At 71.0% G+C, this 21,826-nt stretch carries 21 protein-coding genes; 7 read left to right on the forward strand and 14 right to left on the reverse strand.

Annotation, left to right across the window (positions count from 1 at the left end; genetic code table 11):
* Positions 1 to 54 precede the first annotated feature (54 nt).
* Positions 55 to 297 (reverse strand): hypothetical protein, encoded by a 243-nt coding sequence (locus ACIPUC_RS24980; protein WP_446592308.1) that lies wholly within the window; start codon positions 295 to 297, stop codon positions 55 to 57.
* A 132-nt stretch (positions 298 to 429) separates the two neighbouring features.
* On the opposite strand from ACIPUC_RS24980, the gene ACIPUC_RS24985 reads away from it, so the two are divergent.
* The gene (locus ACIPUC_RS24985; RefSeq protein ID WP_446592309.1) at positions 430 to 1,260 is read left to right on the forward strand and encodes a hypothetical protein; all 831 of its coding nucleotides are present in this window, start codon (positions 430 to 432) and stop codon (positions 1,258 to 1,260) included.
* Between the two features lie 147 nt (positions 1,261 to 1,407).
* Positions 1,408 to 1,563, forward strand: coding sequence for a hypothetical protein (locus tag ACIPUC_RS24990; RefSeq protein WP_199808149.1), 156 nt, complete (start codon positions 1,408 to 1,410; stop codon positions 1,561 to 1,563).
* Between the two features lie 26 nt (positions 1,564 to 1,589).
* On the opposite strand, the gene ACIPUC_RS24995 is transcribed toward ACIPUC_RS24990, so the two are convergent.
* Positions 1,590 to 1,913 carry a metal-sensitive transcriptional regulator gene (locus tag ACIPUC_RS24995; protein WP_446592310.1) on the reverse strand — a complete coding sequence of 108 codons (324 nt, stop codon included), beginning with the start codon at positions 1,911 to 1,913 and terminating at the stop codon, positions 1,590 to 1,592.
* A gap of 194 nt (positions 1,914 to 2,107) precedes the next feature.
* On the opposite strand from ACIPUC_RS24995, the gene ACIPUC_RS25000 reads away from it, so the two are divergent.
* On the forward strand, positions 2,108 to 2,728 hold the full coding sequence (locus ACIPUC_RS25000; RefSeq protein ID WP_008742369.1) for a DUF47 domain-containing protein: 621 nt from the start codon (positions 2,108 to 2,110) through the stop codon (positions 2,726 to 2,728).
* A gap of 5 nt (positions 2,729 to 2,733) precedes the next feature.
* Positions 2,734 to 3,732: an anion permease gene (locus ACIPUC_RS25005; RefSeq protein WP_446592312.1), complete on the forward strand. Its 999-nt coding sequence runs from the start codon at positions 2,734 to 2,736 to the stop codon at positions 3,730 to 3,732.
* Positions 3,733 to 3,863: 131 nt separating this feature from the next.
* Here the strand turns inward: ACIPUC_RS25005 and pstB are convergent, their stop codons facing one another.
* The 7 genes from pstB to mshD form a co-directional block, all read right to left on the reverse strand.
* Positions 3,864 to 4,640, reverse strand: coding sequence for a phosphate ABC transporter ATP-binding protein PstB (gene pstB / locus ACIPUC_RS25010; protein WP_362876627.1), 777 nt, complete (start codon positions 4,638 to 4,640; stop codon positions 3,864 to 3,866).
* A 29-nt stretch (positions 4,641 to 4,669) separates the two neighbouring features.
* The gene (pstA, locus tag ACIPUC_RS25015; RefSeq protein WP_446592314.1) at positions 4,670 to 5,752 is read right to left on the reverse strand and encodes a phosphate ABC transporter permease PstA; all 1,083 of its coding nucleotides are present in this window, start codon (positions 5,750 to 5,752) and stop codon (positions 4,670 to 4,672) included.
* A complete protein-coding gene (pstC, locus tag ACIPUC_RS25020; RefSeq protein ID WP_446592315.1) occupies positions 5,752 to 6,741 on the reverse strand; it encodes a phosphate ABC transporter permease subunit PstC in 990 nt (329 codons plus the stop codon). The genes pstA and pstC overlap by 1 nt, the downstream gene beginning before the upstream one ends.
* A 130-nt stretch (positions 6,742 to 6,871) precedes the next feature.
* Positions 6,872 to 8,005 (reverse strand): phosphate ABC transporter substrate-binding protein PstS, encoded by a 1,134-nt coding sequence (gene pstS / locus ACIPUC_RS25025; protein ID WP_446592317.1) that lies wholly within the window; start codon positions 8,003 to 8,005, stop codon positions 6,872 to 6,874.
* 233 nt (positions 8,006 to 8,238) lie between these two features.
* Positions 8,239 to 9,282, reverse strand: a complete 1,044-nt coding sequence (locus ACIPUC_RS25030; protein ID WP_446592319.1) for a CHAD domain-containing protein — start codon at positions 9,280 to 9,282, stop codon at positions 8,239 to 8,241.
* Between the two features lie 4 nt (positions 9,283 to 9,286).
* Positions 9,287 to 11,563, reverse strand: a complete 2,277-nt coding sequence (locus tag ACIPUC_RS25035) for an RNA degradosome polyphosphate kinase (protein ID WP_446592320.1) — start codon at positions 11,561 to 11,563, stop codon at positions 9,287 to 9,289.
* 258 nt (positions 11,564 to 11,821) lie between these two features.
* A complete protein-coding gene (mshD, locus tag ACIPUC_RS25040; protein WP_446592321.1) occupies positions 11,822 to 12,751 on the reverse strand; it encodes a mycothiol synthase in 930 nt (309 codons plus the stop codon).
* Between the two features lie 171 nt (positions 12,752 to 12,922).
* Here mshD and ACIPUC_RS25045 point away from each other — a divergent pair, with 171 nt between their 5' ends.
* The gene (locus ACIPUC_RS25045) at positions 12,923 to 14,737 is read left to right on the forward strand and encodes a bifunctional metallophosphatase/5'-nucleotidase (RefSeq protein WP_446592322.1); all 1,815 of its coding nucleotides are present in this window, start codon (positions 12,923 to 12,925) and stop codon (positions 14,735 to 14,737) included.
* Positions 14,738 to 14,819: 82 nt separating this feature from the next.
* On the opposite strand, the gene ACIPUC_RS25050 is transcribed toward ACIPUC_RS25045, so the two are convergent.
* Complete coding sequence (locus ACIPUC_RS25050) at positions 14,820 to 15,599, reverse strand: alpha/beta fold hydrolase (RefSeq protein WP_446592323.1); 780 nt, start codon at positions 15,597 to 15,599, stop codon at positions 14,820 to 14,822.
* 115 nt (positions 15,600 to 15,714) lie between these two features.
* Here ACIPUC_RS25050 and ACIPUC_RS25055 point away from each other — a divergent pair, with 115 nt between their 5' ends.
* On the forward strand, positions 15,715 to 16,284 hold the full coding sequence (locus tag ACIPUC_RS25055; protein WP_446592324.1) for a TetR/AcrR family transcriptional regulator: 570 nt from the start codon (positions 15,715 to 15,717) through the stop codon (positions 16,282 to 16,284).
* 124 nt (positions 16,285 to 16,408) lie between these two features.
* Positions 16,409 to 17,287 (forward strand): phosphatidylinositol-specific phospholipase C, encoded by an 879-nt coding sequence (locus tag ACIPUC_RS25060; RefSeq protein ID WP_446592325.1) that lies wholly within the window; start codon positions 16,409 to 16,411, stop codon positions 17,285 to 17,287.
* On the opposite strand, the gene ACIPUC_RS25065 is transcribed toward ACIPUC_RS25060, so the two are convergent.
* From ACIPUC_RS25065 to ACIPUC_RS25080, 4 genes are all read right to left on the reverse strand, one after another.
* Positions 17,267 to 18,709, reverse strand: a complete 1,443-nt coding sequence (locus ACIPUC_RS25065) for a sensor histidine kinase (protein WP_446592326.1) — start codon at positions 18,707 to 18,709, stop codon at positions 17,267 to 17,269. The two genes, ACIPUC_RS25060 and ACIPUC_RS25065, sit on opposite strands and share 21 nt — an antisense overlap.
* Complete coding sequence (locus tag ACIPUC_RS25070) at positions 18,706 to 19,440, reverse strand: response regulator transcription factor (protein ID WP_446592327.1); 735 nt, start codon at positions 19,438 to 19,440, stop codon at positions 18,706 to 18,708. Before ACIPUC_RS25070 ends, ACIPUC_RS25065 begins: the two co-directional genes overlap by 4 nt.
* Before the next feature lie 61 nt (positions 19,441 to 19,501).
* Positions 19,502 to 20,620: a S1C family serine protease gene (locus ACIPUC_RS25075; protein ID WP_446592328.1), complete on the reverse strand. Its 1,119-nt coding sequence runs from the start codon at positions 20,618 to 20,620 to the stop codon at positions 19,502 to 19,504.
* Positions 20,621 to 20,754: 134 nt separating this feature from the next.
* Positions 20,755 to 21,777 carry a LacI family DNA-binding transcriptional regulator gene (locus tag ACIPUC_RS25080; RefSeq protein WP_446592329.1) on the reverse strand — a complete coding sequence of 341 codons (1,023 nt, stop codon included), beginning with the start codon at positions 21,775 to 21,777 and terminating at the stop codon, positions 20,755 to 20,757.
* Between the last annotated feature and the right edge of the window lie 49 nt (positions 21,778 to 21,826).

Below are 21,826 nucleotides of genomic sequence, written 5' to 3' on the forward strand. Positions count from 1 at the left end.
GGCCAGCCGGGCCGTCCGAACGGGCTACCCGCGGCCGTTCCCGCGGTATCCCGGCTACCCCGCGGCGTGTTGGGCGGCGTCCTTGCGGGCCAGGTCGCGGGAGCGGCGCGCCGGGCCCTTCCAGCCGCAGCTGCAGACGGCAAGGCAGAACGATCCGCGGTCGGCGGTGGAGGTGGCGTGCCCGGTGGTGGGCGGCTGCGGCTGGTGCGGCTGGTGCGGCTGGTGCGGCACGGCGGAGGGGAGCGGAGGGGAGGAGGGAAGCGGAAGGGCGAGGGGCGCCTTGGTGTGCGGTTCCACGTCTCCACGGTACCTGGGTCGCCGCCGGGGGGCGGAGTACAGCGGGCCGTGACGGGAAACCCCTGACCTCGTTAACCGGAGCGGGTGGGGGCCTCGGGCAAACAGCGGTCATGCGTTGGGGGTTGGCAGGCGATGGTGGTGCACCAGCACAGGCGGCGGCGCGAGCGTGCGGGTGAGGCGGTGTGTGCCCTCGGCGTCGCCCTGGCGGTCACGGCGATGGGCGGGTGCGCGGGCGCCGGCAGCGACGACCGGCCCCCCGCGGACGCGGCGGCGGTGGTCCGCGGGGCCGCCGACGCGCTGACGAGGACGGGCAGCGCCCGGGCCCGTACGGCCATGGAGATGGCCACCGGCGGGACCCGGGTCACGATCCGCGGCGAGGGCGGGGTCGACTTCAAGAAGCGGATGGGCCAGCTGCTGGTCATGCTCCCGGCCGACGTGAAGGGCAAGGCCGAGCACCGGCCCATCACCGAACTGCTGGTGCCGGGCGCGCTCTACATGAAGAACCGGGGCGCGGGCGTCCCCGACGACAAGTGGGTCCGTGTCGACACGACGACCCTCGCCGACGGGAACCTGGTCACGGGCGGGGCCACCGATCCGCTGGTCGCGGCCGAGCTGCTGCGGGGCGTGCAGGAGGCGACGTACGTCGGGGAGACCGAGGTGGCCGGTACGAAGGTGCGGCACTACCGGGGGACCACCGACATCGGGCGGGCCGCGAGGAGTGCGTCGGCGGAGGCGCGAGGGGCGCTGGAGGCGGCGGCGAAAGGGTTCAGCACGGACACCGTGCCGTTCGACGCGTACCTGGACGAGGAGGGGCGGCTGCGGAAGGTCCGCCACCGTTTCACGTACGTCAACAATGGCGTGATCGATGTCTCGTCGACCACGCTGCTGTACGGGTTCGGGACGCCGGTGACCGTCGTATTGCCCGCAAGCGGGGACATTTACGCCGGGAAGATCGCCGATTAGCGGTGCGGTCGGGGCCGTGGCGGCCATCGGTCCCGGTGGATGGGGAGCTGGAAATGGTCCATCCGTGTCATGCGCCGCGCGCCCTGCCCTCCCTACGCTGAGAAGTCGAGCGCCGACGACCGAAGACGGCAGATTGAGGTGACACGCGTGACTCCCGCAGGCGGTACGACGGTGCAGGATCATGTGGCGCTCGCCGAGATCGAGCTGTGCGGTGAGCTGATCATCGCGGCCTCGGCCGCTGCCGAGGAGCGGCTGAGCCAGGACCGGATCGACGAGGTGCTGATGGGCATCTGGTCCGGCTGACCGCCGTGTCTGGGACCGGTGCGGGTTCAGGTGCGCAGGAGGCGGGCGATGGCCTTGGTGGCCTCCTCGACCTTCGCGTCGATCTCCGTGCCGCCCTTCACGGCCGCGTCCGCGACGCAGTGGCGCAGGTGCTCCTCCAGCAGCTGGAGCGCGAAGGACTGGAGCGCCTTCGTGCTCGCCGAGACCTGCGTGAGTATGTCGATGCAGTAGACGTCCTCGTCGACGAGCCGCTGGAGGCCGCGGATCTGGCCCTCGATCCGGCGCAGCCGCTTGAGGTGCTCGTCCTTCTGGTGGTGGTAGCCGTGGACGGCGCCGCCGTCGCGGGAGCCCTCCGCCTCGATGGTCGTCATGCGTCCTCCCGTGGTCCGGAGCGAGGGGTGCATACCCCTCATGGGTATAGGGTACTGGGCCCTGGCCGCACCGGCAGGGGTCGTTCATCCTCACTCTGCCTGATGGAGGACACTGGGGAACCGCCGGTTAGCCGTGGCCGGGGGATGCGCCTAGCATCAGCCTGACCGAATCCAATGCACCCCGAGGACCTCACGTGCGATTTCGTCTGACCCCCAGGGAGACGAGCTTCTACGACATGTTCGCCGCATCCGCGGACAACATCGTCACGGGCTCCAAGCTCCTGATGGAACTGCTCGGAGCGGACTCCTCCGCCCGGGCCGAGATCGCGGAGCGGATGCGGGCTGCGGAGCACGCGGGAGACGACGCGACCCACGCGATCTTCCACCAGCTGAACTCCTCCTTCATCACGCCGTTCGACCGCGAGGACATCTACAACCTCGCCTCCTCGCTCGACGACATCATGGACTTCATGGAGGAGGCGGTCGACCTGGTCGTCCTCTACAACGTGGAGGAGCTGCCCAAGGGCGTCGAGCAGCAGATCGAGGTGCTGGCGCGCGCGGCCGAGCTGACCGCCGAGGCCATGCCGCACCTGCGGACGATGGACAACCTCACCGAGTACTGGATCGAGGTCAACCGCCTCGAGAACCAGGCCGACCAGATCCACCGCAAGCTGCTCGCCCAGCTCTTCAACGGCAAGTACGACGCCATCGAGGTGCTGAAGCTCAAGCAGATCGTCGACGTGCTCGAAGAGGCGGCCGACGCGTTCGAGCACGTTGCGAACACGGTGGAGACCATCGCGGTCAAGGAGTCCTGAACCTCGTGGACACCTTCGCTCTGGTCGTGACCATCGGTGTCGCGCTCGGCTTTACGTATACGAATGGTTTTCACGACTCCGCGAACGCGATCGCTACCTCCGTCTCGACGCGGGCGCTGACCCCGCGCGCGGCGCTGGCGATGGCCGCCGTGATGAACCTCGCCGGGGCCTTTCTGGGCAGCGGGGTCGCCAAGACGGTCAGCAAGGGCCTGATCGAGACGCCCCACGGCAACCGGGGGATGTGGATCCTGTTCGCGGCGCTGGTCGGCGCGATCGTCTGGAACCTGATCACCTGGTACTTCGGCCTGCCCTCCTCCTCCTCGCACGCGCTGTTCGGCGGCATGGTGGGCGCGGCGCTGGCCGGGGGCATCGGCGTGCTGTGGGACGGCGTGGTCGACAAGGTCGTCATCCCGATGTTCGTCTCCCCGGTCGTCGGCCTGGTGGCCGGCTACCTGGTGATGGTGGTCATCCTGTGGATCTTCCGCCGGGCCAACCCGCACAAGGCCAAGCGCGGCTTCCGTATCGCGCAGACGGTCTCGGCGGCGGCCATGGCGCTGGGCCACGGCCTCCAGGACGCCCAGAAGACGATGGGCATCGTGGTGATGGCGCTGGTCATCGCCGATGTGCAGGCGGCCGACGCCGCGATCCCGATCTGGGTCAAGGTCGCGTGCGCCGTGATGCTGTCGCTGGGTACGTACGCGGGCGGCTGGCGCATCATGCGCACGCTCGGCCGCAAGATCATCGAGCTGGACCCGCCGCAGGGCTTCGCGGCCGAGACCACCGGTGCCTCGATCATGTTCGGCTCGGCGTTCCTCTTCCACGCGCCGATCTCCACCACCCACGTGATCACCTCGGCGATCATGGGGGTGGGTGCGACCAAGCGGGTGAACGCGGTGCGCTGGGGCGTCGCCAAGAACATCATCCTGGGCTGGTTCATCACGATGCCGGCCGCGGCCCTGGTCGCGGCGGTCAGCTTCTGGATCGTGAACCTGGCCTTCGTCTAGCGACGAGGCAGGCAGGGCAGAACGAAAGCGGGCCGGCTCCCCCCACCCAGGGGGAGCCGGCCCTTTTCTTTCTTTCGCCTTGCGGTGGCACCGCCATGCAGCACCGCAGGACGCCTGTGACATCTCGCGGTTTAGCCGAAGCGGCCGGAGATGTAGTCCTCGGTCGCCTGCACGGACGGGTTCGAGAAGATCCGGTCCGTGTCGTCGATCTCGATGAGCTTGCCGGGCTGGCCGACCGCCGAGAGGTTGAAGAAGGCGGTGCGGTCCGAGACGCGGGCGGCCTGCTGCATGTTGTGCGTCACGATGACGATCGTGAAGCGCTCCTTCAGCTCGCCGATCAGGTCCTCGATGGCGAGGGTGGAGATCGGGTCGAGGGCCGAGCAGGGCTCGTCCATCAGCAGGACCTGCGGCTCGACCGCGATGGCGCGGGCGATGCACAGGCGCTGCTGCTGGCCGCCGGAGAGGCCGGAGCCCGGCTTGTTCAGGCGGTCCTTGACCTCGTTCCAGAGGTTGGCGCCCTGGAGGGACTTCTCCACGATCTCCGCGAGCTCGGACTTCTTGAAGGAGCCGTTCAGGCGCAGGCCCGCTGCCACGTTGTCGAAGATCGACATGGTGGGGAAGGGGTTCGGACGCTGGAAGACCATGCCGACCGTGCGGCGGACCGCGACGGGGTCCACGCCGGCGCCGTACAGGTTCTCGTCGTCCAGCAGCACCTTGCCCTCGACGCGGCCACCGGGGGTGACCTCGTGCATGCGGTTCAGGGTGCGCAGGAAGGTGGACTTGCCGCAGCCGGACGGGCCGATGAAGGCGGTCACGGAGCGGGGCTCCACGGTCATCGAGATGTCGTCGATGGCCTTGTGGGTGCCGTAGAAGGCGGACAGTCCGCTGACGTCGATTCGCTTCGCCATGGGGGTCACTTCGCTTTCATGTGGTCGCGTCAGCGACCGGTCTTCGGGGCCTTCCAGCGGGCGATGCCGCGGGCCACCAGATTGAGGATCATGACGAAGGCGATCAGGACGAGCGCTGCGGCCCATGCCCGGTCGTAGGAGGCTTCACTGCCGACCTTGTACTGCTCCCAGATGTAGAGGGGGAGCGAGGACTGGGCGCCTTCGAAGGGGTTGCCGTTGATGAGCTGGGAGCCGAAGACCAGCAGCATGATCGGCGCGGTCTCGCCGGCGATACGGGCCACTGCCAGCATGACACCGGTGGAGATGCCGCCGATGGCGGTGGGGAGCACGACCTTGAGGATCATGCGCCACTTCGGCACACCGAGGGCGAGGGCGGCCTCGCGCAGCTCGTTCGGGACGAGCTTGAGCATCTCCTCGGTGGAGCGGACCACGACGGGCATCATCAGGATCGACAGGGCCATGGCGCCGGCGAAGCCGGAGGGGCCGAAGCCGAGCATCAGGTTCCAGGTCGTCAGGATGAACAGACCCGCGACGATGGAGGGGATGCCGGTCATGACGTCGACGAAGAACGTCACGGCCTTGGCGAGCGAGCCCTTGCCGTACTCGACCAGGTAGACGGCGGTCAGCAGGCCGATGGGCGCGGCGATCAAGGTGGCGAGGGCGACCTGCTCGATGGTGCCGAGCAGGGCGTGGTAGACGCCGCCGCCCTGGTCGAAGCTGGTGACGCCGTTCATCGAGTGGCTCAGGAAGCTGCCGTCGAGGAGCTTCACGCCGCGGCTGATCGTGGTCCACATCAGGGACAGCAGCGGGACGACCGCGAGGATGAAGCAGACCCACACGACGGAGGTCGCGACGCGGTCCTTGGCCTGGCGGCGGTTCTCGATGACCGCGCTGGCGGTGTACGTGATGGCGACGAAGAGCAGGGCCGCGATCAGACCCCACTGGACCTTGCTGTGCAGGTCGAAGACGAGGCCGATGCCGCTGCCGAGGGCGAGCGAGAGGACCGCGATGCCGGCCGGGGCCCAGCGGGGCAGGCCGCCTCGGGTGAGGCTGCTGGGGGCGGCGGACTTCGGGGCCCGGACGGGCCGCTGGTCCTGGAGTGCGTGGCTCATCAGGCGTTCGCCCCCGAGAAGTCCTTGCGACGAGCGATGATCAGGCGAGCTGCGCCGTTGACCAGCAGGGTGAGCAGGAAGAGGACCAGACCGGAGGCGATCAGCGCGTCCCGGCCGAACTCGTTGGCCTCGTCGAACTTCGCCGCGATGTTCTGCGCGAAGGTGCCGCCGCCCGGGTTGAGGACGTGGAACGAGATCAGGAAGCTCGGGGAGAGGACGGTCGCGACGGCCATGGTCTCGCCGAGCGCGCGGCCGAGGCCGAGCATCGAGGCGGAGATGACACCGGAGCGGCCGAAGGGCAGCACGGACATCCGGATGACCTCCCAGCGGGTCGCGCCGAGGGCCAGGGCGGCCTCCTCGTTCATGCGCGGGACCTGGAGGAAGACCTCACGGCTGACGCTGGTCACGATCGGCAGGATCATGATCGCGAGCAGGATGCCGACGGTGAAGAGCGAGCGGGCCACGCCGATCTGGGTCTTGTCGAAGACGTAGGTCCAGCCGAGGTACTCGTCGAGCCACAGGTTCAGGCCTGCCAGCTGCGGGACGAGGAAGAGCGCACCCCAGATGCCGTAGATGATCGACGGCACGGCGGCCAGCAGGTCGACCACGTAGGCGAGGGGGGCGGCCAGCTTGCGCGGCGCGTAGTGCGAGATGAACAGGGCGATGCCGACAGCGATCGGAACCGCGATGGCCATCGCGATGATCGAGCTGACGACGGTGCCGAAGAGCAGGACGGCGATGCCGAAGACGGGCGGGTTGGCCGACGCGTTCCAGTCGAAGGTGGTGAGGAAGTTCCCCTCGTTCTCCGACAGGGCGATCGTGGCGCGGTAGGTGAGGAAGGCGGCGATCGACGCCATGATCACCAGAAGCAGGATGCCGGAGCCCTTGGAGAGCCCGGCGAAGATCTTGTCACCGGCGCGGCCGGTGGATCCCTTGCTCCTGGAGACGGGCGGAGCCGCGTCTATCTGGGTGGGTGTGGTGGAAGCCATGGTCTTTCCGGTCTGTGTGGGGGGCAGGCCCCCTGGCGGCGGTGCACCGGATTCCCCCGGGTGGAGGGGGAGGGTCCTCGGGCGCCGGGCGGATCGGACAGGATCCGCCCGGCACCGGGAGGGTCAGGAATCAGCCGAGCTTGGAGATGGCCTCGCGGACCTTGGTGTTGATCTCGGCCGGGATCGGCGCGTAGCCGTTCTCGAGGAGCACCTTCTGGCCCGCGTCCGAGGCGGTGTAGTTCAGGAAGGACTTGACGGTCGGCAGGGTCTCCGCCTTGTTGCCCTTGTCGCAGACGATCTCGTACGTCACCAGGACGAGCGGGTAGGCGCCCTCGGCCTTGGTGGTGTAGTCGAGCTTCAGCGCCAGGTCGGAGCCGGTGCCGGCGATCTTGGCGGCGGCGATGGCCTTGGAGGCGTTCTCGCCGGTGGCCTTGACCGGGGCGGCGGCGCCCGTGTTCAGGTCGACCGTCTTGATGCCCTGCGAGCTGGCGAAGGAGAGCTCGAAGTAACCGATCGAGCCGTCGACCTGCTTGACCTGGGCGGCGACACCGGCGGAGCCGGACGCGGCCTGGCCGCCCGGGGCGGCCCACTTCTTCGCGGCCTCGTGCGGCCACGCGTCGGGGGCGGCGGCCTTGAGGTACTTGGTGACGTTCTCCGTGGTGCCGGAGTCGTCAGAGCGGTGGAAGGCCTGGATCGCGGTGGAGGGAAGCGTGACGCCGGGGTTCAGCTTCTTGATCGCCTCGTCGTCCCACTTCTTGATCTTGTCGTTGAAGATGTTGGCGATCGTGGCGGCGTCGAGGTTCAGCTTCTCCACGCCGGCGATGTTGAAGCCGAGGGCGACGGGGCCGCCGACCATCGGCAGGTTGATGCCCTGGCCGCCGGTGCAGATCTTCTTCGATTCCTCGACCTGCTCCGGCTTCAGCGCCGAGTCGGAGCCGGCGAAACCGACGGTGCCCTGGTTGAAGGCGACGATGCCCTCACCGGAGGAGGACGACTTGTAGTTCACCTCGACGCCGGGGCAGGCGGCCATGTAGTTCTTCACCCACAGCTCGACCGCGTTCTTCTGCGCGGAAGAGCCCGAGGCCAGGAGCTTGCCCTTGGCGTCGTCGCACTTGATGTCGCCCGCGGCGGCGGACGGCTTCGCCGTGCCGTCCGCGGTCTTCGTGTTGTCGTCCGAGCCGCACGCCGTGAGGACCAGGGCGCCGGACACGACGAGCGCCCCGAGGGCGGAGGCACGAAGCATGCTCTTGCGCTGAAGCTTCACTTTCGGGTGTTCCTTCCAGAAGCCGCCGGCCGCTTTCTGTATCGGGGCGGCGTGCGAAGAGGACTACGTCTTTTGCACGGCCGAGTCGCTCGTACGCCGGGCGGCTCGCACCGTGCACAGCCGAAATTAGTCAGATCAGGTGAAGCGGCCGACCGGCCCGAGTGAACGGACGGTGAACCGTGGCGGACGACCCGGTGCGAACCGGAGCGGTCGCCCACGGCCGTAAGCCTCCGTTACCCGGCCGTTATCTCGGCGTGGCCGCGGGCGCCCGCGGGAGCGTCCACGGGAACGCCCGCGGCAGCGTCCACCGGGGCCGGGACCCAGATCTGCCGGAAGTCGAAACGGGCGGACTCCACCGCGTGGCGCTGGTCCGCGTGCAGGATTCCCAGGGCGTAGGCCGTCGCCGGGGCGATCCGCGGGGTACGGGCCGCCGTCGCCGAGGCCGCCGCCGCCTCCGACGCGTCGCGGTGGCGCTCCAGGGCCTCGCCCGCGGCGGCCGCGCGCGTCACGTCCTCGCCCAGCGCCTCCCGCGCGTACCGGTGGACCCGCAGCAGGCGGCGTACCTCGTGCCAGGGCCCGTCGCAGTCCGCGTCGTACGGGTGGGTGTCCTCGGGCGACGGCAGCGCCGCGACCGCCGCGGACAGTCGGGTTTCGGCCACCGCGGCCAGCGGCACCAGGACGTCCTCGATGCGGCCCCGGGCCGCGATCGGATCCAGCGGGACCTCCGAGGCCAGCACCGCCACCGCGTCCGCCACCGCGTGGAAACGGGCGGAGCCGAGGGCCTGGAGGGTCGCCGAGTGGGCGCGCGTACGGGCCAGGGTGAGCTGGCGCTCCAGCAGCGCGCCCGCGCGCGCCGAGCCCACCGTGAGCGCACCGGCGGTACCCCGCGGCGCCGGGAGCTCGGCCGTGCCCGACAGCCGGTGCAGGGCGTCCATCAGCCGCGCCAGCCGGGCGGCGTACGCGTGCTCGTCGGCCAGGGTCGAGGACAGCCACACCAGCTCGGTGCGCAGCCCGTCCGCCCAGGACGACTCGGTCACCACCCGGAAGGTGGCCAGGGATCCGCTGATCCGGCGCGCGGCCCCCCGCAGGCTGCGCGCCGCATCGCTTCGTTCCGAGGCGTCGGCCCCGCCCCCGGACTCTCCCCCGGCTGCCGCCGGGGGCACCCCCGTCCGGGGGGACCCCCCCTCCTCGTGCAGGCGCAGCCCGCGCAGGAAGGCGGTGGCCTGGGTGCGCAGGTACGCGCCGAGCACGTCACCCGCGCATCCCGTCATTGCCATCGGGTCATGGTTTGGCTGAGCCACGCCGGCGCCTCCGGGCGTCTATGAGCATCTCCTGTACGTGCCGCAGCGGCTGGCCTTCCGCGTCCGTGCTGTGCCGGGTCCATTCGCCGTCCGGGCCCAGGTGCCAGGAGGAGGTGACGTCGGACATCCCGGTTTCCAGCATCCGGTCCAGGGCCGCGCGGTGGGCCGGGTCGGCGACCCTGACCAGTGCCTCGATACGGCGGTCGAGATTGCGGTGCATCATGTCGGCGCTGCCGATCCACACCTCGGGTTCGCCGCCGTTGCCGAAGGCGAAGACCCGGGAGTGCTCCAGGAAGCGGCCGAGGATCGAGCGGACCCGGATGTTCTCCGAGAGCCCGGGTACTCCGGGGCGCACCGCGCAGATGCCGCGCACCCAGATGTCGACGGGCACTCCGGCCTGGGAGGCCCGGTAGAGCGAGTCGATGAGGGCCTCGTCGACGATCGAGTTCATCTTCAGGCGCACGTACGCGGGGCGGCCGGCCCGGTGGTGGGCGGCCTCCTTGTCGATCCGGGCTATCAGCCCGTCGCGCAGCGAGCGGGGCGCCACCATCAGCCGGCGGTAGGTCTCGCGGCGCGAGTAGCCGGACAGCCGGTTGAAGAGGTCGGAGAGGTCCGCGCCGACCTGCGGGTCGGCGGTGAGCAGGCCGAGGTCCTCGTACAGCCGGGCCGTCTTGGGGTGGTAGTTGCCGGTGCCCACGTGCGAGTAGCGGCGCAGCTGGTCGCCCTCCTGGCGGACGACGAGGGACAGCTTGCAGTGGGTCTTGAGGCCGACGAGGCCGTAGACGACGTGGCAGCCGGACTCCTCCAGCTTGCGCGCCCACTTGATGTTGGCCTGCTCGTCGAAGCGGGCCTTGATCTCGACGAGTACGAGGACCTGCTTGCCGGCCTCGGCGGCGTCGATCAGGGCGTCCACGATCGGCGAGTCGCCGGAGGTGCGGTACAGCGTCTGCTTGATCGCGAGCACGTCCCGATCGGCGGCGGCCTGCTCCAGGAAGGCCTGCACCGAGGTGGAGAAGGAGTCGTACGGGTGGTGCAGCAGCACGTCCCGCTCGCGCAGCGCGGCGAAGATGTCCGGCGCGGAGGCGGACTCGACCTCGGCCAGGTCCCGGTGGGTGCCGGCGACGAACTTCGGGTACTTCAGCTCGGGCCGGTCCAGCGAGGCGATCCCGAAGAGGGCCGTCAGGTCCAGCGGGCCGGGCAGCGGGTACACCTCGGAGGCGTTGACCTTCAGCTCCTGCACCAGCAGGTCCAGTACGCCCGGGTCGATGGACTCCTCGACCTCCAGGCGCACCGGCGGGCCGAAGCGGCGCCGCATGAGCTCCTTCTCCAGGGCCTGGAGGAGGTTCTCGGCGTCGTCCTCCTCCACCTCGAGGTCCTCGTTGCGGGTCACGCGGAACATGTGGTGCGCGAGCACCTCCATGCCGGGGAACAGCTCCTCCAGATGCGCGGCGATGACGTCCTCCAGCGGGACGTAGCGCTGCGGGGAGGCCTCCAGGAAGCGGGAGAGGAGCGGCGGGACCTTGACCCGGGCGAAGTGGCGGTGGCCGCTGACCGGGTTGCGCACGACCACGGCCAGGTTCAGCGAGAGGCCCGAGATGTACGGGAACGGGTGCGCGGGGTCGACCGCCAGCGGGGTCAGCACCGGGAAGATCTGGTTGCGGAACAGGGTGAAGAGGCGCGCCTGCTCCTTCTCCGTGAGGTCCGGCCAGCGGATGAGGTGGACGCCCTGCTCGGCCAGGGCCGGGGAGATGTCCTGCTGGAAGCAGGCGGCGTGCCGGGCCATGAGCTCGCGCGAGCGGGTCCAGATGAGGTCCAGCACCTCGCGGGGCTGCAGTCCTGAGGCCGAACGGGTGGCGACGCCGGTCGCGATGCGGCGCTTGAGGCCGGCCACGCGGACCATGAAGAACTCGTCGAGGTTGCTCGCGAAGATCGCCAGGAAGTTGGCGCGCTCCAGCAGGGGCGTCGTCGGATCCTCGGCGAGCTCCAGCACCCGCTCGTTGAAGGCGAGCCAGCTGCGCTCCCGGTCGAGGAACCGGCCGGGCGGCAGCTCGCCGCCGTCCTTGTCGTCGTAGGCGTCCAGGTCGGCGTCGAGATCGGGCTCGAGGTCGACGTGCGGGCGGTGCGCGCTGATGGAGCCTATGCGCGCGTGGGCGCCCGTGACGGCCATGTTGCCCGGCGTTCCCGCGGGGGCGGCGGACGTGTGGGACGGGTGCTGGGCGGGGACCTCGGTGGGGCCTGCGCTGGGCTTGTGGCTCATGACTCCATTCTTCCGCGCGAGCGGGAGGACAGGCGCGTCGGAAGTGTCGGCCGTCAGTCGGAGTCGGGGGTGCATGCGGGGAGAGTCGCAAGCGCGTCTGAATGCCCGGTTAATGGCGTGTGGCTTCCCGGCTCCGCCGGGGTGCCGGTCCGGATCCGGGCCCGGGTGCGGGTCCGCTGCCGGGCTCCGCCCCGGACCCCGCGCCCCGATCGCCGGCGGGGCTGGGTTCGGCACTGCGCCGGCCGGCCTCCGGCCCTGTCAGCTCTCCGTGCGGTACATCAGGTCCACCTCGTGGGTCGTGAAGCCCATGCCCTCGTAGACGGCCAGGGCCGCCGGGTTGTCGGCGTCCACGTAGAGCATGGCCGTCGGCAGGCCCGCCGCGGCGAGGTGGCGCAGGCCGATCGTCGTCAGGGCCTTCCCGAGGCCGCCGCCCTGGGCGCCGGGGCGGACGCCGAGCACGTAGACCTCGCCCAGCTGCTCGGCCCGGTGGATCTTCGTCCAGTGGAAGCCGACCAGTTCTCCGGCGCGCTCGGCGAGGAAGAAGCCCTCCGGGTCGAACCAGGGCTGCGCGATCCGGTCGTTCAGGTCACGCTGGGTCAGCGCGCCCTGCTCGGGGTGGTGGGCGAAGGCGGCCGCGTTCGCCGCGAGCCAGGCCGCGTCGTCGGTGCCGGGCACGAAGGTCCGTACGGTCACACCCGCCGGCAGCACCGGCTCCGGCAGCGGGTCGGCGTCCGCGCCGAGCGGCCGGCGCAGCTGGCGCAGCTCGCGGAAGAGGGTCAGGCCGAGCACCTGGGCGAGGTGCCGGGCGGCCGACTTTCCGCCGTGCGCCCACACCCGGATCCGCTTGCCGGAGGCGGCCAGCAGGGCCGTGCCCAGGGCCCGCCCGTGGCCGCGGCCGCGCAGCGCCGGGTGGACGACGAGCTCGGCGGCCGGGGCCTCCACCGGGTCGGTGTCCTCCAGTTGCCCGTATCCGGCGAGCCGGCCGCCCTCGGTGAGCAGGAAGTGCCGGATGCCCGCGCGCGGCCCGCCGCGCAGCTGGAGGCGGCCCTGTTCGGACACGGCGGTGGTGCCGTCGGTGCGTGCGGCGTCTTCGATGAGGGCGAGTACGGTTTCGGCCTGTTCCTCCGTCAGCTCGTCGAGGGTCTCGATCTGCCGTCCCGGCTCCAGGGCCGCTGCTGCGTCAGTCATGCCTTGAGCCTACGACCGCGGCGGGCGCCGGGGCGGGTGCGGCCCCGGGCAGAGGTCCGTCTTCTGCGCGTAACCACCTCGATACCCGATACCCCCTGTCGTGCTACGCGCGTTGACCATAGGCTGCGGCGGACCTCCCAAGTTTGTCTCGCTGTCCACAAAGGGGACTAAATGTCAGCGACGCCACAACGGCACCGCCGCACCCGCCGGTTGACCCTCACCGCTCTGGCCATCACGGCGGGGGCCGGGGCGATGGTCGCCGCCGCTCTGCCGGCCGGGGCCGCGAGTGGTGGCGGTGCCGCCAAGAGCCGGACCGTCGACGTGCAGATGCTGTCGTTCAACGACTTCCACGGCACGCTGGAGCCCCCGCAGGGCTCCTCCGGCAATGTGACCGAACGTCAGGCCGACGGCACCACCAAAGCCATACCCGCGGGCGGGGTCGAGTACCTCGCGACCGCCCTGCGCGAAGCCCGCAAGGGCCACGAGTACTCCGTCACCGCCGCCGCCGGCGACATGATCGGCGGCAGCCCGATGCTGTCCGGGCTCTTCCACGACGAGCCGAGCATCGAGGCGCTGAACAAGCTCGACCTGGACGTCACCAGCGTCGGCAACCACGAGTTCGACGAGGGCAGGGCCGAGCTGCGCCGCATGGCGTACGGCGGCTGCCACCCGGTCGAGGGCTGCTACGAGGAGGGCAAGGAGTTCGCGGGCTCCGAGTTCAAGTTCCTCGCCGCCAACGTCACGGACGAGAAGACCAAGCGTCCGATGATGAACCCCACCTTCATCTGGAAGAAGGGGGACGTGAAGATCGGCTTCATCGGCGTCACCCTGGAGGGCACTCCGGACGTCGTCACCGCCGAGGGCGTCAAGGGCCTGAAGTTCAACGACGAGATCGAGACGATCAACAAGTACGCCGCCGAGCTGAACAAGCAGGGCGTGAAGTCGATCGTCGCGCTGATCCACGAGGGCGGTCTGCCCGCGAGCGGCGCGTACAACTACGACTGCGACGTCCCGGGCGCCGGCGCCGGCATCTCCGGTCCGATCGTGGACATCGCCAAGAGCCTGGACCCCAAGGTCGACGCGCTGGTCACCGGCCACACGCACCAGGCGTACGCGTGCAACATCCCCGACCCGGCGGGCAACCCGCGCATGGTGACCTCGGCCGCCTCCTACGGCCGGCTGTTCACGGACACCACGCTGACCTACGACCGGCAGACCAAGGACATCGTCCGTACGCCGGTCAGCTCGCCCAAGCCGGTCAACAAGGTCGTCACCCGTGATCTGGCCAAGGCCGGGGACATGACCGAGCTGATCCAGCGCTGGAACACCCTCGCCGCCCCGATCGCGAACCGCCCGCAGGGCTTCATCTCCGCCGACATCGCGGGCCGCGGCTCCGAGGCGCCGGAGAAGCCGCTCGGCGACCTGATCGCCGACGCGCAGCTCGAGGCGCTCGCCCCGGCCGACAAGGGCGGCGCGCAGCTGGCCATCATGAACCCGGGCGGCATCCGTGCCGACCTCGCCTACAAGGCTTCCGGGGCCGAGGGCGACGGTGTCGTGACGTACGGCGAGTCGTACACGGTCCAGCCGTTCAACAACATGATGAACATCGTGGACCTGACCGGCGCGCAGCTGATCACCGCCCTGCAGCAGCAGGTCAGCGGCCCGGTCAACGGGGTGAACCCGAAGATCCTCCAGGTGTCGAAGGGCTTCACGTACACCCTGGACATGACCAAGACCGGTGCGGACCGCATCGTCGTGGACTCGGTGAAGCTGAACGGCGCGGCGATCGACCCCGCCAAGACCTACCGGGTCGCGATGAACGAGTTCCTCGCGGGCGGCGGTGACGGCTTCACCGTCCTGAAGGAGCACAAGAACAAGCTGGTCGGCGCGCCCGACCTGGACTGCTTCAACGCCTACCTGGGCAAGTCGACGGCGGCGAACCCGATCGTCCCGCCGGCGGCGGACCGGATCACGGTCATCAAGTAGCACCGGCAACACCCGCGTACAGCACGCCCGGAGGGGCGGTGGGCCCGACGGCCCGCCGCCCCTCCGGCGTGTGCGGAGGTCTTCAGAGGGTCGCGAGGAAGGCGCGGACGGCCTTCGCGAAGCCCTCCGGGTCCTGGAAGGGCACGAAGTGCTCGGTGTCCAGGGCGGCGTACGAGGTCCCGGGCCGCCGGGAGACCATCGCGTCGGCCTGCTCCTGCGAGAGGGCCTCGCTGCGCAGGCCGTGGATCAGCAGTGCCGGGCAGTCGCTGGCGAGCCAGACGTCCCAGCGGTCGCCGTACGCGCCCGCCAGGGTGGCCAGGGTGTCCTGCGGGTGGAACGGCAGCCGCCAGCCGCTGCCCTCGGGGCGCAGGGCGGGGGCGTAGGTCGGGCCCATCGGGCCGAGGGCGGTGATGAGCTCCTCGCGGGTCGGCGCGGTGTACGGGAGGTGGTGGAGGAAGGCCCAGAAGTCCGGGCCGTCCCTGCGGACGACCTCCACGGGGGAGTCGACGTTGATCAGCGCGGACGCCAGGTCGGGGCGGGCGGCGGCCAGGTGGTAGGCGTTGGTGCCGCCGAGGGAGAAGCCGAGGACGGGCACCGGGCCGCCCAGGTCCAGGTGTTCCAGCAGGGCCACGGCGTCGCCCACGTATCCCGCGCGGTCGTACGCGGGGGTGCGGTCGGAGTCGCCGTGGCCGCGCTGGTCGGGGGCGATGACCCGCCACTCGCCGCGCAGCGCGGCGGCCAGGTCCGCGTAGGAGGCCGCTTCGGAGAGGCCGCCGTGCAGGGCGAACAGCGGGCGGCCGGTGCCGCCGAAGTCCAGGTAGGAGAGGGTTCGGTCGTCGATCTTCAGCTCGTGGCGCTGCATGGCGGTCTCCCGTTCTTCGATCTTCCGATGACCGCAGCCTGCCAGGATTTGGGCAAGCGCGCAATACGCATGTCTTGGGCGCTTGCCCAAAAACCTCCGCGGCTACGATCCCGGCATGGGAAATCGCGAGGACCTGCTGGCCGGAGCGCGCCGCTGCCTGGAGGAGAAGGGCTACTTCCGCACGACCGTGCGCGACATCGCCACGGCGTCGAACGTCAGCATGGCCGCGATCGGCTACCACTTCGGATCGCGGGAGGCGCTGCTCAACCAGGCGCTCTTCGCCGCGATGGACGAGTGGGCGGCGGGCGCCGGCCGGCTCGCCGGCCAGGGGGACACCGCCGCGGAGCGCTACGCCGACACGTGGGACCGCAAGATCCGGGACTTCGGCGACATGCGCTGGCTGTGGATCGCCAACATCGAGGCCTTCGTGCACGCGCAGTCCTCGCCCGAACTGCTCGCGACCCTGGCCGAGGGCCAGCGCCGGTCCCGGCGCATGGTGGCGGCGCAGCTGCGCGGGGTGTCCGAGGACGCGGTCGGCGAGGAGGACGTACGGGCCCTCGGGTCGGTGCATCTCGCACTGCTCACCGGGGTGATGGTCCAGCACCTGACCGACCCGGAGCACACGCCCGACGGGCGGGCGATCGCGCAGGGGCTTCGTGCGATGGCGGAGCTGCTGGACGGCTAGGTCCGTCCCAACTGGACGTAATCGCAGGGGGGTTGCTCCGAACTTCGCCTCTACCGACGGGTAGTAAAGGCTGGTTCCGCACGCCATAATCCGGTCCCACCACTGGGTCGGCAAAGGGGCGGGCATGGGCATGGGCACGGGACTGGACCGGCGGGCGTTTCTGGTCGGAGCACTGGCCGCGGGCGTTGCCGTCGGGCTGGGAACACCACCCGCCGCAGCCACGGCACTCGGCACCCAGGACTGGATGGCGGGCCTCGGCGACGCGACGCCCCTCCAGCGGATGACCATCCCCGGCACGCACGACTCCGGCGCCCGCCAGGGCGGGCTCTACGTCGCCTGCCAGAACACCTCGATCGCCGAACAGCTCGACTCCGGCATCCGCTTCCTCGACGTCCGCTGCCGCGTGACGGGCGGCTCGTTCGCCATCCACCACGGGTCCTTCTACCAGAACCTGATGTTCGGCGACGTGCTCGCCACCTGTTGGAACTTCCTCGCCGCACGCCCCTCCGAGACCGTCCTGATGCGGCTCAAGCAGGAGTACTCCACCGACAGCGACGCCACCTTCCGGGCCGTCTTCGACGACTACCTGGACAACCGCGGCTGGCGCCCGCTGTTCCGGATCGCCGACACCCTGCCCACACTCGGCCAGGCCCGCGGCAAGGTGGTCCTGCTCGCCGACAACGGCGGACTGCCCGGCCTGCGCTACGGCGACGGCAACGTCTTCGACATCCAGGACGACTGGAACGCCGAGCCCTTCGCCAAACGCGGCAAGATCGAGAACCACTTCCGCAAGGCCGTCCAGCAGCCCGGCAAGCTCTTCGTGAACTACACCAGCACCTCGGCGTACATGCCGCCGCGCTGGAACTCCGACCGGCTCAACCCGCAGGTGCACGCCTTCGTCGACGGCGGGGAGATGGCCGGCCGGACCGGGCTCGGGATCGTCCCCATGGACTTCCCCAACACCCGCTCCGGCCTGGTCGCCTCACTGATCCGGCACAACTGAGGGCCCGGGCGGCGGCGGGGACGGGGCTCCCGGGATGCGGAGCACCGCCTCCGTGCCCTGGCCGCCGTCGGACGCCGCCCGCAGTTCGGCGCTCCCGCCCGCGCGCGCCACCGTACGGGCCACGATCGACAGGCCGAGGCCGCTGCCGGGCAGGGCGCGGGCCGAGGGGGAGCGCCAGAACCGCTCGAAGACGTGCGGGAGGTCGTCCTCCGGGATGCCCGGACCGTGGTCCCGTACGCTCAGCCGGCCCGCCCGCAGCGTCACCTCCACCGCGCCGCCCGGAGGGCTGAACTTCACCGCGTTGTCCAGGACGTTGACCACCGCCCGCTCCAGCGCGGCCGCCTCGCCCCGTACGTACCAGGGCCTCAGGTCGGAGCTGAAGGACAGCTCGGGTCCGCGCAGCCGGGCCCGGGACAGCGCGGCCCCGGCGATCTCGTGCAGGGCCACCACCTGGAGCGGGCCGGGGGAGACGGCGTCGGGACGGGACAGCTCCTGGAGGTCCCCGATCAGCGCGGCGAGCTCCGTCATCTGCGCCTTGACGGAGGCCAGCAGCTCCTTGCGGTCCTCGGGCGGGATGGCCCGGCCGGTGTCCTCGCTGCGGGCCAGCAGCTCGATGTTCGTCCGGAGCGAGGTCAGCGGAGTGCGCAGCTCGTGCCCGGCGTCGGCGATCAGCTGGGCCTGCCGCTCCTGGGAGGAGGCGAGGGCGGCCGTCATGGAGTTGAAGGACCGCGACAGGCGGGCGATCTCGTCGTCGCCCTCGTCGGGGATCCGGACGGTCAGGTCCTCGGTCCGGGCGATGTGCTCGACGGCGCCGGTCAGCTCGTCGACGGGCTGCAGTCCCGTCCGGGCCACCCACAGCCCGGCCGCGCCCGCCCCGACCACGCCGATGCCGGAGACCAGGAGCAGTATCCAGGCCAGGGTGGACAGGGGTTTGTCGACATCGGCCAGGGGCTTCGCCACGATCAGTGCGGCGGGCTGCCGGTCCACCAGGGCGGGCTGGGCGTAGACGCGGACCGGGACCCCGTCGGAGGTCGTCGCGTCGTACAGGGCCGGGCCGCGGCGGCGCTGGGCGACCTCCAGGTCCGTCCTGGTGACCTCCAGGGTGTTCTTGCCGTCGACCCAGCAGTGGCTGCCGTCCGCCCGCACGATCTGCACCTGGGCACTGAGGTTGTTGGCCGGCCGGTCCGGCAGGGCGCCGCCCGCGACGCAGCCGATCGCCCCGTACACCTGGTTGGCCTGGGCCTCCGCGTTGGTGGCGCGCAGCGAGCTGTCCAGCTGGTCGCGGAGCTGGGTGCGCACCATCACCCAGGACACCGCGGCGACGGCCGCCACGGCGAGCGCCACCGCCACCGTGACCAGCAGCGCGAGGCGCGAGCGCAGCGGCAGGGCGCGGAATCTGGCGGCGGGGCCCACTCGGCTCACTCGGGACCGCTCTCGCCGGCGCGCAGTACGTAGCCCACCCCGCGCACGGTGTGGACCAGGCGGGGCTCGCCGCCCGCCTCGGTCTTGCGGCGCAGGTACATCACGTACACGTCCAGGGAGTTGGAGCTGGGCTCGAAGTCGAAGCCCCAGACGGTCTTGAGGATCTGCTCGCGGGTCAGGACCTGGCGCGGATGCGCGAGGAACATCTCCAGCAGCGTGAACTCGGTACGGGTCAGCTCCACCGGGCGCCCGGCCCGCGTGACCTCGCGGGTGGCCAGGTCCATGCGCAGGTCGCCGAAGGTCAGCGCGTCCTCGGCGCTCTCGTCGCCCGCCTGCGGGGCGGCGTAGGAGCTGCGGCGCAGCAGGGCGCGGACGCGGGCGAACAGCTCGTCCAGCTCGAACGGCTTGACGAGGTAGTCGTCGGCGCCCGCGTCGAGGCCGGTGACACGGTCGCCGACGGTGTCGCGGGCGGTGAGCATCAGGATCGGGGTGACACTGCCCGCGCCGCGCAGCCGGCGGGCGGCCGTCAGGCCGTCCATCCGGGGCATCTGGATGTCGAGGACGATCAGATCGGGGGCGTACGAGGCCGCCTTGTCGAGGGCGTCGATCCCGTCGACCGCGGTCTGGACGGCGTACCCCTCGAAGGCGAGGCTGCGGCGCAGGGCCTCGCGGACGGCCGGCTCGTCGTCGACGACGAGGATGCGGTGCTGGTCGCCTTCGGTGGCATGCACGGGTGGTCCCCCAGGGGTGGTCTGCGGTGCGGGCGGGTGTCTCCCAGCCTCGCACGACGGGCTAGTACGAGGTGCCGAAGCCGTTGGCGGCGCTGCCGTTGCCGCTGCTGCCGCCGGCCGAGCCCGTGCCGCCGGGGCCTCCCTTGCGGAGGGAGTCCAGGTCGGCCTTGATGGTGTTGACCGGAATGGCGAAGCCGAGGCCGACGCTGCCGGCGGCGCCGCCGCTGTTGGGGGAGTAGATCGCCGAGGGCATGCCGACGACCTCGCCGTTCATGTTGAACAGCGCGCCGCCCGAGTTGCCGGGGTTGAGGGAGGCGTCCGTCTGGATGGCCTTGTACGCGGCCGTGTCCGAGCCGGTGTTCCCGTTGAACTGCTGACCGCCGTACGAGAACGGCCAGCCGCCGTCGCCCTGCCGCGGGGACTGCTGCTCCGGCTTCGCGACGTTCACCTCGCGCTCGAGGGCGGAGACGATGCCGCTGGTGACCGTGCCGGTGAGGCGGTCGGGGGAGCCGATGGCGACGACCTGGTCGCCGACCTTCAGGCTGCCGGAGTCGCCGAGCACGGCGGGCTTGAGGCTGCTCGCCCCCTGGAGCTTGATCAGGGCCAGGTCCTTGTCGGGGTCGGTGCCGACGATCTTTGCGGGGTACGTCTTGCCGTCGCTCATCGTCACCTGGATCTGCGAGGCGCCGCTGACGACGTGGTTGTTGGTGACGATCTCGCCGTCGGCGGTGATGACGATGCCGGAGCCGGTGCCCTGGCCGGAGCCGGTGCGGGTGTCGATGCGCACCACGGACGGGCTGTTCTGCTCGGCTACGCCGGAGACCGTGCCGGTGCTGGACCGGGAGACGCTGGTGCCGTTGACACCGCCGGTGCCGGCGGCGGGGGTGCCCATCAGCTGCTGGACGGCGGCTGCGGTGCCGCCGCCGACCACGGCTGCCGCGAGGGCGACGGCGGCGATCAGCGCGACGGGCTTCTTGGCGCGGTGGCGGGCGGGGGCCGGGGGCTCCGCCGGGGCCTGGGCCGCCGGGACGGTCTCGCCCCGGATGACGGGAGGCTGGTGCGCCTCGTGCCAGCCCGGCGCGGCGGGCGGGTACGAGGGCGGCGGCGGGTAGGCCGCCCCGGCCGGGGTCGGGCGGTGCTCTTGCGGGTACTCGCCTTCGCGGCGGAAGCTCTCGGTCATGGCCACGACTCTGGCCGCGGATCATGAGAGCTTCCTGAGCCTGGCCTGAGAAGCCCGACAGAACCGCGTATGCCCGATATAAGCCCGAGCCCGGCGCCGTTCCCGGGCCGGGGGCAAGATCCGGAAGGGACGGCTCAGCGGCAGCCGCAGGAGCGGCGGATGACCAAGGCCGACGGGAACTGCTTCAGGCGTTCGCGGCGGGAGCCGGCCACGCGGAGGGCGTCGTCCAGGACGAGGTCCACCGCCGCGCGGGCCATCGCCGGGCGGTCCGAGGCGATCGTGGTCAGCGGCGGGTCCGTGAGGGCCGCCTCCTTGACGTCGTCGAAGCCCGCCACGGCGAGTTCTCCGGGCACGTCGATACGGAGCTCCCGCGCCGCCCGGAGCACACCGATGGCCTGGTCGTCCGTGGCACAGAAGATCGCCGGCGGGCGGTTCGGGCCGGCCAGGACCTCCAGGGCCACCCGGTACGCGTCGTACCGGTTGTACGGGGCCTCGAAGAGCCGGCCCTCCACCGAACGGCCGGACTCCAGCATGGCCCGGCGCCAGCCCTCGACGTGGTCGGCCACCGGGTCGCCGACCGACGGGGTGTTCTCGACCCCGCCGATGCAGGCGACGTACTCGTGGCCGTGTTCCAGCAGGTGCCGGGTCGCCATCTGGGCGCCGCCGATGTCGTCCGTGATGACGGCGACGTCGTCGATCGCCTCCGGACGCTCGTGCAGCAGCACGACCCGCGCGTCCCAGGCCTCGATCTCGGACGCCGCGCGTTCGCTCATGCCCTGGCTGACCAGGATCAGGCCCGAGACCCGCATCCCGAGGAACGCCCTCAGGTAGTGGACCTCGCGCTCGTCGCGGTAGTCGGAGTTCCCGACGAGCACCATCTTTCCGCGCTCGGCGGCGGCCTGCTCGACCGCGTGTGCCATCTCCGCGAAGAACGGCTGCCGGGCATCGGGGACGATCATGCCTATGAGGTCGGTGCGCCGCGAGGCCATCGCCTGGGCGACCCGGTCCGGGCGGTAGCCCAGCTCCTTGATCGCGGCGAGTACACGCTCGCGCGTGGCCGGGGCAACCGGCCGGGGTCCGTTGTTGATGACGTAGCTCACGACGGCGGTAGAGGTACCCGCAAGTCGCGCCACGTCATCCCGCGTCACCTTGGCCACGCGCGGAAGTCTACGCGGGGTGACCTCCCTCTGGGCAGGGCGTCTGCGG

This window comes from Streptomyces sp. LARHCF249 (assembly GCF_052871255.1).